Here is a 5908-nt window from a genome sequence, read left to right on the forward strand (position 1 = left end):
AATTCCACATCCCCAGTTCCCGGACTACCCAACTCATCACGACCTCGTCAAAATATCAATATATTACAGCATGTTGAAAATTGTGGGTAATCGGATGCTCTTAAAGCCTACGATTGGTTCACGACAAAAGGCAATAAGCAGTACTCCATAAATGAAAACCAACTTAAATCCATCGTGCTTCCAAACAACTTGATAGCGACTATTTCCAAGTAGCTGTGGACTAGCAGCAAGCCACTTTGCGTAGTGATTACCAATCCTAGCTGCTAGATAAGTAGATAGGCTAAGGCTTACTAAAAGAAATATATAACCAAATATCGGCTGATAATGAACTAACCTAGGAATAGCTCCAACTAACCAGAGAAAAGGGCCAGCTAAGGCAGAAACTAATGCAATCCACTTTACCCGCTGGGTAATGAATTTCAGAGTACCTTGCAAGATACTAATTGTAGTAAAGAGAGCAAAAATGAAGGGTGTTACAAGGTAATAACTTGTAACATTATTTACGATTGTTAGGAAAAGGCTAAGAAAGCCAATCAGGCCAATAATTAGTATTACATAGTGGCGATCCTTACGTGGAAGGACTGGGCTTACTCGGTAATCAAGGTCTAAATCTACGCCTTTTAGGCGCTCGCGCTGAAGAACATCCCACTTAGGAGCTGCGCTTGGAGAATATTTTCTATCAGATTGTGGTCTACCAACCTCACCTGCTTTTATTTTTTCATAGGCCATGACAGATTACGCCATGTGAGGAAACAACTTTCCAAGCTCAGAGAGTACTTCGACACGACACCAAATTGGGAGTGGATTTTTCTGTATTTGGGTATAGAGTATTTCACGTTTACTGTCTTCAGCTAGAATTATAGCAATGACAAAGAGTTCATCAGCTATAATTTCTTGAAAGCCTGTAATCTCTCGACCGCGTTCAACAATTTTCCTACATTTATTGATTATCCGCTGATATTCTCCTCCCTGCTCAACTAAGATTTGCCCAAGCCGAGTAGTTCTTCCATCATAATCAAGGTAAAAATGGGTTTGCCCCAAATCCAATGATTCAGCGAAAGTCGGAAAAGCTTTGATAAATTCTCCTCTCGTAAAAACTTGTATTATGGTTTTTCCAAGGCAACAAAAACCCATGACTCCGAAAAGCCTAACTAATGCCTGAGGGCCAAAAGGGGTAGCGCTTTCGTCAGACTCGCCCAGTGTTTTTGCAGCAAGCGAAGTAAGCTGATAGTAAACTCGCTTTCCAAAAAGTGGTTGTGTTTGTAGATACTCCCCCACTAAGCGCCTAAGAACATTCTTCTCCCCACCTGGCTTCGCGTCGGCAAAGAACAAGCGGCGCAAGGCATCAGGCGTAGTCAGCTTGTAGCGTGCGACGTGTTTTAGGATTTCGTTGTCTCGGTCGGTAATCTGCATGGTTTGCACCTTTCAAGATGCCATAGTGTAGCCCTTAAACGAGAGACAACCCACACCAAAGCCTACACTATACCGGTGGAACCATAGCCTAGCTCTATTCAATTAAAAAACTAATATAAACAAATATTTAATTTATATATTAGGGCCACACTACTTGAAGGTGTACGAGCCAACCGTTCCTGTCACATCCGTCCAGGATGCCCGAAGGGCGTGACAGGAACGGAGAACCACCGCCCCGCCCCAGCGGGCGTGGTTCAAAGCGCAGCTCCGATCTAGAGGAGTGCGCACGAGTCCCGTCCAGGGACGAGGAAGCTCCCGTCCAGGGAGCGCAAGGGAGCACGGGATGCCCCAGCATCCCTGCTCCTAGGGCCGTCCAGGCCGTGAGCGTCCAGCGAACAAAGGCACATAGCCCCGTTCAGGGGCTATTAGTGCCTTGGGGAGGCTGACAGGGGAGGGCATAATTCTTTTATGCCTTCCCCTGTCAGCGGGGCATTCCACGAGGTTAGCGAGTGGAATGAAAAAGCGAAGCTTTATTCCACGAAGTGGAATAAGTGGAGCGTGGGGGGGCCGAGACTATTTATAGTCTCGGAAAGATAAAGGACTGCGCCAAGGATGGCGTGACCTTAAAGGAGCGTAAGCTCCTTGATACGGGGCGTTACGGGGTGTCCCCGTAGAAGGGGGTGTGTCGAAAACGGCTTCCGGTTGAGATCAGGGGGAAAACATTCCCCCGCATAATATTATGTTGGGGAATTAAATAAATAAGAAATATAAATATAAATCGAAACTGCTTTACAATTTAATTATACTGCATGTGAAACATAGCATATCTCTCCCTTCTAAGAAGAAGAAATATGCTATAGTTTATTGGTTAAAAATAAACATTTGAGAAAGAAACCGATGAAGACCATAGGAATGCTCGGTGGAATGAGCTGGGAATCGACTGCCCTGTATTATCAGATCATTAATAGAAGAGTTAGAGAAATCTGTGGCGGTTTGCACTCTGCTAAAATATTGCTTCATAGCTTCGATTTTCAAGAAATTGAGAACTTGCAACAGCAAGGTTCTTGAGAAGAGTGTGGAAATAAGCTTGCAAGTGCAGCAAAAGGATTAGAGTTATCTGGTTCAGATTTCTTAATTCTTTGTACTAACACAATGCATTTAGTTGCTCCTCAAATTGAATCAGCCGTGAAAATTCCTTTATTACATATTGCAGATACAACAGCTTCATACATTAAAAAAACCGCAATAAGTAAAGTTGGGTTGCTTGGTACAAAGTTTACAATGGAAAAACCGTTCTATAGAGACCGTATAAAAGAAAGACATGAGATTGAAGTTATTACACCAAACGATGAACAGCGCGATGTGATTCATAACATTATCTATAATGAGCTTTGCCAAGGAAAAATCGAAGAAAATTCGCGTGCTCTCTATAAAAATATTATGGCCGACTTAGTAGAGCAACGTGCCCAGGGCATTATTTTAGGATGCACTGAGATCACCATGCTCGTAAATAGCAATGATGCTACTGTTCCTCTATTTGATACAACAGACATTCATGGACATGAAGCCGCTTTTTTAGCCTGTGACTCTAAGAATTAGTTGTAAAACTCCTTATTTTCTCCCAGATGATTTTTCAAAAAAGTAAATAAAAAATTTCCTTAATCCATTCACATTCACTTTATTTCAATATAAATTACTATGGTCACCACCTTAGGAAAACGTGGCTGACATTGTTGGTATGCCTCAATACACCTGGTAAAGCTAGCCTCACCAGTTAGCATAAGGGCATGAGTTGGCTACTCATGACGTATTGTGCGCGTAGAGCCGGATGCATCGAGAGGTGCTTGTCCGGCTCGACGGAGGCTTGCCGGAGTAATCCTTCAAGAATTGGATTTCTTGAAGAGTAATCCCGACATTCTATCCGATAAGTTTTTTTCTTATCCTCTCTTAAGGGTTTCTCCTTAGGAGGGGACTACCTGGGCGACGGAGAAAAACCTTGTTAAGAGAGTATTCAAAAGCTCTTAAAACAAGGCCGTGATGTTTCAAAATAGGTGAAAATCCTTTCCAAGGGATTCGGGCCATAATGGTTCGTTTAACTTGGCTGGCGTGGGGAGTTCATTGTTAGTGATAACAATGACCGGATTTGACCAATTCGGGGTTCTTGTTAAACGCAAGACCGCAAATAGCTCAACCATGAGAGGCCCGCAAGGGCTTGCCAGTAAGTTCCATTCAGAGACGATGCCAAATTGCGAAAAATCTTCATTGGCGGGTAAGCGGACGCTTCTAGGTTCGGTTCGCTGAAATCTTGCTTTATTGGCAAGCAAACGATGACGAGGTTGGTAGCCTCCGTCATACAGTGAAGACGCGGGGATAGTATCCCCTAGCTACGTGACTAATGGAACAGAGATCATCACTAATCTGGGAAGCACTATAGCTGCCGATTTAGCCAATCGGTGCCTGATAAAAGTCTATCAGGTGGTTAAAACGCTGTAGTGTGGGAGTGTGCTTTGAGTAGGAGTTAGCGCAGTTGAACTCGCATTCTAAAATAATGAAAGCGCAACTACTTTATAAATTCGAGAAAGTAGGCCGCAACCACTTAGAGAATGCGCAACTACAACTATTGAACCTAGTGGCTTTTACGCCTTCAGGCGCTAAAGGCTGCTAGGGATCACGCTAAGCGATGACCGTGGCAAGGCAGTCACGGCTCGTTTGTATGCACGGGTGGTGCCGAGCATTAACAACGACGAAAGAAGCGACGCGCTTTTAAGTGCGTATCAACAATGTGCGGATGAAACTCGTCAGACAAATCCGGTAGGGATACCGGATTTGGAAGCGAGTTTCTCTAATCCGCTCCTTGGCAAGGAAGTCTTGTGGCGTCATGAAAGTCACCCTGGCGGGTGAAACTCATGAGGCAACGATGCTGGTGACAAAGAGAAGTTGTGCGCCTCTGGCGCCAAATTATCCGCTTCAGGCGGTTATTCCTTGAGGTTTTATTTGAGGCTTTCAAGGGAGGATAAGCGGATAATAGTTTTATCGACGGTTTAGGCTTTCTGAGAGATTGGGCCTCCAGGTCTACAACCTAATCAATCTCTCCTCTTTGGAGTAATTGGGCTTTTAGTATCTAAAGCGGCTTATGGAGTATCGCTATAGCGCAACTACGATAGGTGGATTCATTCAACAACTTGCGGTGTGCTATGTAGGGCGCGGATATTGGTTCTATGTCCAAGGTGTAATTCCTAAACAAAAAGACCCCAAGGAAATTGATGAAAAGCTCCTCACCAAATATCAGATTCGAGCTTCCAAGTTTCAGCGCTGTCGGCGCAAGCGCTGGGGGGTTGCAAACCTTCAATATCTGCGCTGGGAAAACTCTTTCTTAATTTTAGCAACACATGGCATCCATGCGTTCTTCAAGGAAGAGGCAAAGCGTATTAAAGACGTACGCCGCGAACCAATTTACTTTGAAGGCTATTCAATCAGCTACCAAAACGGTCATCCCAAGGTGAGCTTAGCTCAAGGGACGTATGAAGAACTAAAAGCCTACTTTCTAGAACTCGCCGTTCACAGGCAAGCTGATTACATCGCAAAGGAAGTTAGAAAACTTCCCTTTGAATCCTATGCGCCAGTAAGGCGGCAACTGGTCTATATCCTCACCTCGGTCAACAAACGTCGCAAGGCAGCGGGTCTGCCACTAGTTCCCTACCAGTGCATTCGCTTCCGACGAACTATTTACCAACCTTTTACACCATTCCCTACCCCAATTGAGGGTAGCCGCTGGGCGATGCTAGGGAAGAAACGCCGGAGCCGTAGGAGAGAGTAAGAACTGATTACAGCAATTCTCCGATTTTTCTAGCACCGTGGAGGATACGTTCAATTCTCAGCATATCGAATTCTACACTGAAAAATATTAAATAGTTTCCATGAACGGCCATACGTAAATTATGTGCAAAATCCTTCCTTAAAGGAAATGCTTCTGGTGTTTCTGTAATTTTTTGGCAGTGCTTTTCAAGCTCTTCGAGGAATGAGATGGCGCGTAGAGGGTTTTCGCGTGCGATATAGTCGCCTATTTCTTCAAGATCAAGTGCAGACTGTGGGGAAAACTTTAAGAACATTGTTCAGTATTAAGGCCCAGGGTTATCTTTATACTTTTTTCTTAAACGAGAAAATACCAGCTCAGCGTCAATACTTGGGCCACTGTCAATGCCCTCCTGAACCAAACGGCGTAGCTCATCAAGCTCAAGAGCTTCTACTTTGCGTTTTAGTTTCCAGTCTCGCAAGGCTTCTCTTATAACTTCACTGGTACTTGCATATTCACCGCTAGCTACAGCGGTGCGAAGAATCCCAACCATCTCAGGTGGTAGAGCGATACTAATTTTTTCAACGGTCGCCATAAATTACCTCCTTAGGAGTTACGCAGTTGCCGGTAGCCTGTAAAGTGGATTAGTCAGATAGGTGCGGATGGCGGGGCGGATGATAGCGAGTTTCGCCTCAAACCAGC

General features: G+C 44.5%; 5 protein-coding genes and 1 pseudogene. 2 read left to right on the forward strand and 4 right to left on the reverse strand.

Annotated features, from left to right (window positions below):
• Positions 1 to 63: 63 nt before the first annotated feature.
• A complete protein-coding gene (locus BN873_RS20125) occupies positions 64 to 729 on the reverse strand; it encodes a hypothetical protein (protein ID WP_139031719.1) in 666 nt (221 codons plus the stop codon).
• A 6-nt stretch (positions 730 to 735) separates the two neighbouring features.
• Positions 736 to 1413 (reverse strand): hypothetical protein, encoded by a 678-nt coding sequence (locus tag BN873_RS12840; RefSeq protein ID WP_048674295.1) that lies wholly within the window; start codon positions 1411 to 1413, stop codon positions 736 to 738.
• A gap of 897 nt (positions 1414 to 2310) precedes the next feature.
• Here BN873_RS12840 and BN873_RS12845 point away from each other — a divergent pair.
• Together BN873_RS12845 and BN873_RS12850 are read left to right on the forward strand one after the other, a co-directional pair.
• A pseudogene (locus BN873_RS12845) lies at positions 2311 to 3012 on the forward strand (aspartate/glutamate racemase family protein).
• 1534 nt (positions 3013 to 4546) lie between these two features.
• On the forward strand, positions 4547 to 5230 hold the full coding sequence (locus tag BN873_RS12850) for a hypothetical protein (RefSeq protein ID WP_048674298.1): 684 nt from the start codon (positions 4547 to 4549) through the stop codon (positions 5228 to 5230).
• 7 nt (positions 5231 to 5237) lie between these two features.
• On the opposite strand, the gene BN873_RS12855 is transcribed toward BN873_RS12850, so the two are convergent.
• Both BN873_RS12855 and BN873_RS12860 read right to left on the reverse strand, forming a co-directional pair.
• Positions 5238 to 5522 carry a type II toxin-antitoxin system RelE/ParE family toxin gene (locus tag BN873_RS12855; protein ID WP_048674300.1) on the reverse strand — a complete coding sequence of 95 codons (285 nt, stop codon included), beginning with the start codon at positions 5520 to 5522 and terminating at the stop codon, positions 5238 to 5240.
• Between the two features lie 9 nt (positions 5523 to 5531).
• Positions 5532 to 5801, reverse strand: a complete 270-nt coding sequence (locus tag BN873_RS12860; RefSeq protein ID WP_048674302.1) for a type II toxin-antitoxin system ParD family antitoxin — start codon at positions 5799 to 5801, stop codon at positions 5532 to 5534.
• Between the last annotated feature and the right edge of the window lie 107 nt (positions 5802 to 5908).

Source organism: Candidatus Competibacter denitrificans Run_A_D11 (genome assembly GCF_001051235.1).
GTDB classification, from domain to species: domain Bacteria; phylum Pseudomonadota; class Gammaproteobacteria; order Competibacterales; family Competibacteraceae; genus Competibacter_A; species Competibacter_A denitrificans.

Excerpts from the sequence above, each read along its gene's own strand:
- BN873_RS20125 (WP_139031719.1), bottom strand. The coding sequence starts at position 729 with ATGGCCTATGAAAAAATAAAAGCAGGTGAGGTTGGTAGACCACAATCT.
- BN873_RS12840 (WP_048674295.1), bottom strand. The coding sequence starts at position 1,413 with ATGCAGATTACCGACCGAGACAACGAAATCCTAAAACACGTCGCACGC.
- BN873_RS12850 (WP_048674298.1), top strand. The coding sequence starts at position 4,547 with ATGGAGTATCGCTATAGCGCAACTACGATAGGTGGATTCATTCAACAA.
- BN873_RS12855 (WP_048674300.1), bottom strand. The coding sequence starts at position 5,522 with ATGTTCTTAAAGTTTTCCCCACAGTCTGCACTTGATCTTGAAGAAATA.
- BN873_RS12860 (WP_048674302.1), bottom strand. The coding sequence starts at position 5,801 with ATGGCGACCGTTGAAAAAATTAGTATCGCTCTACCACCTGAGATGGTT.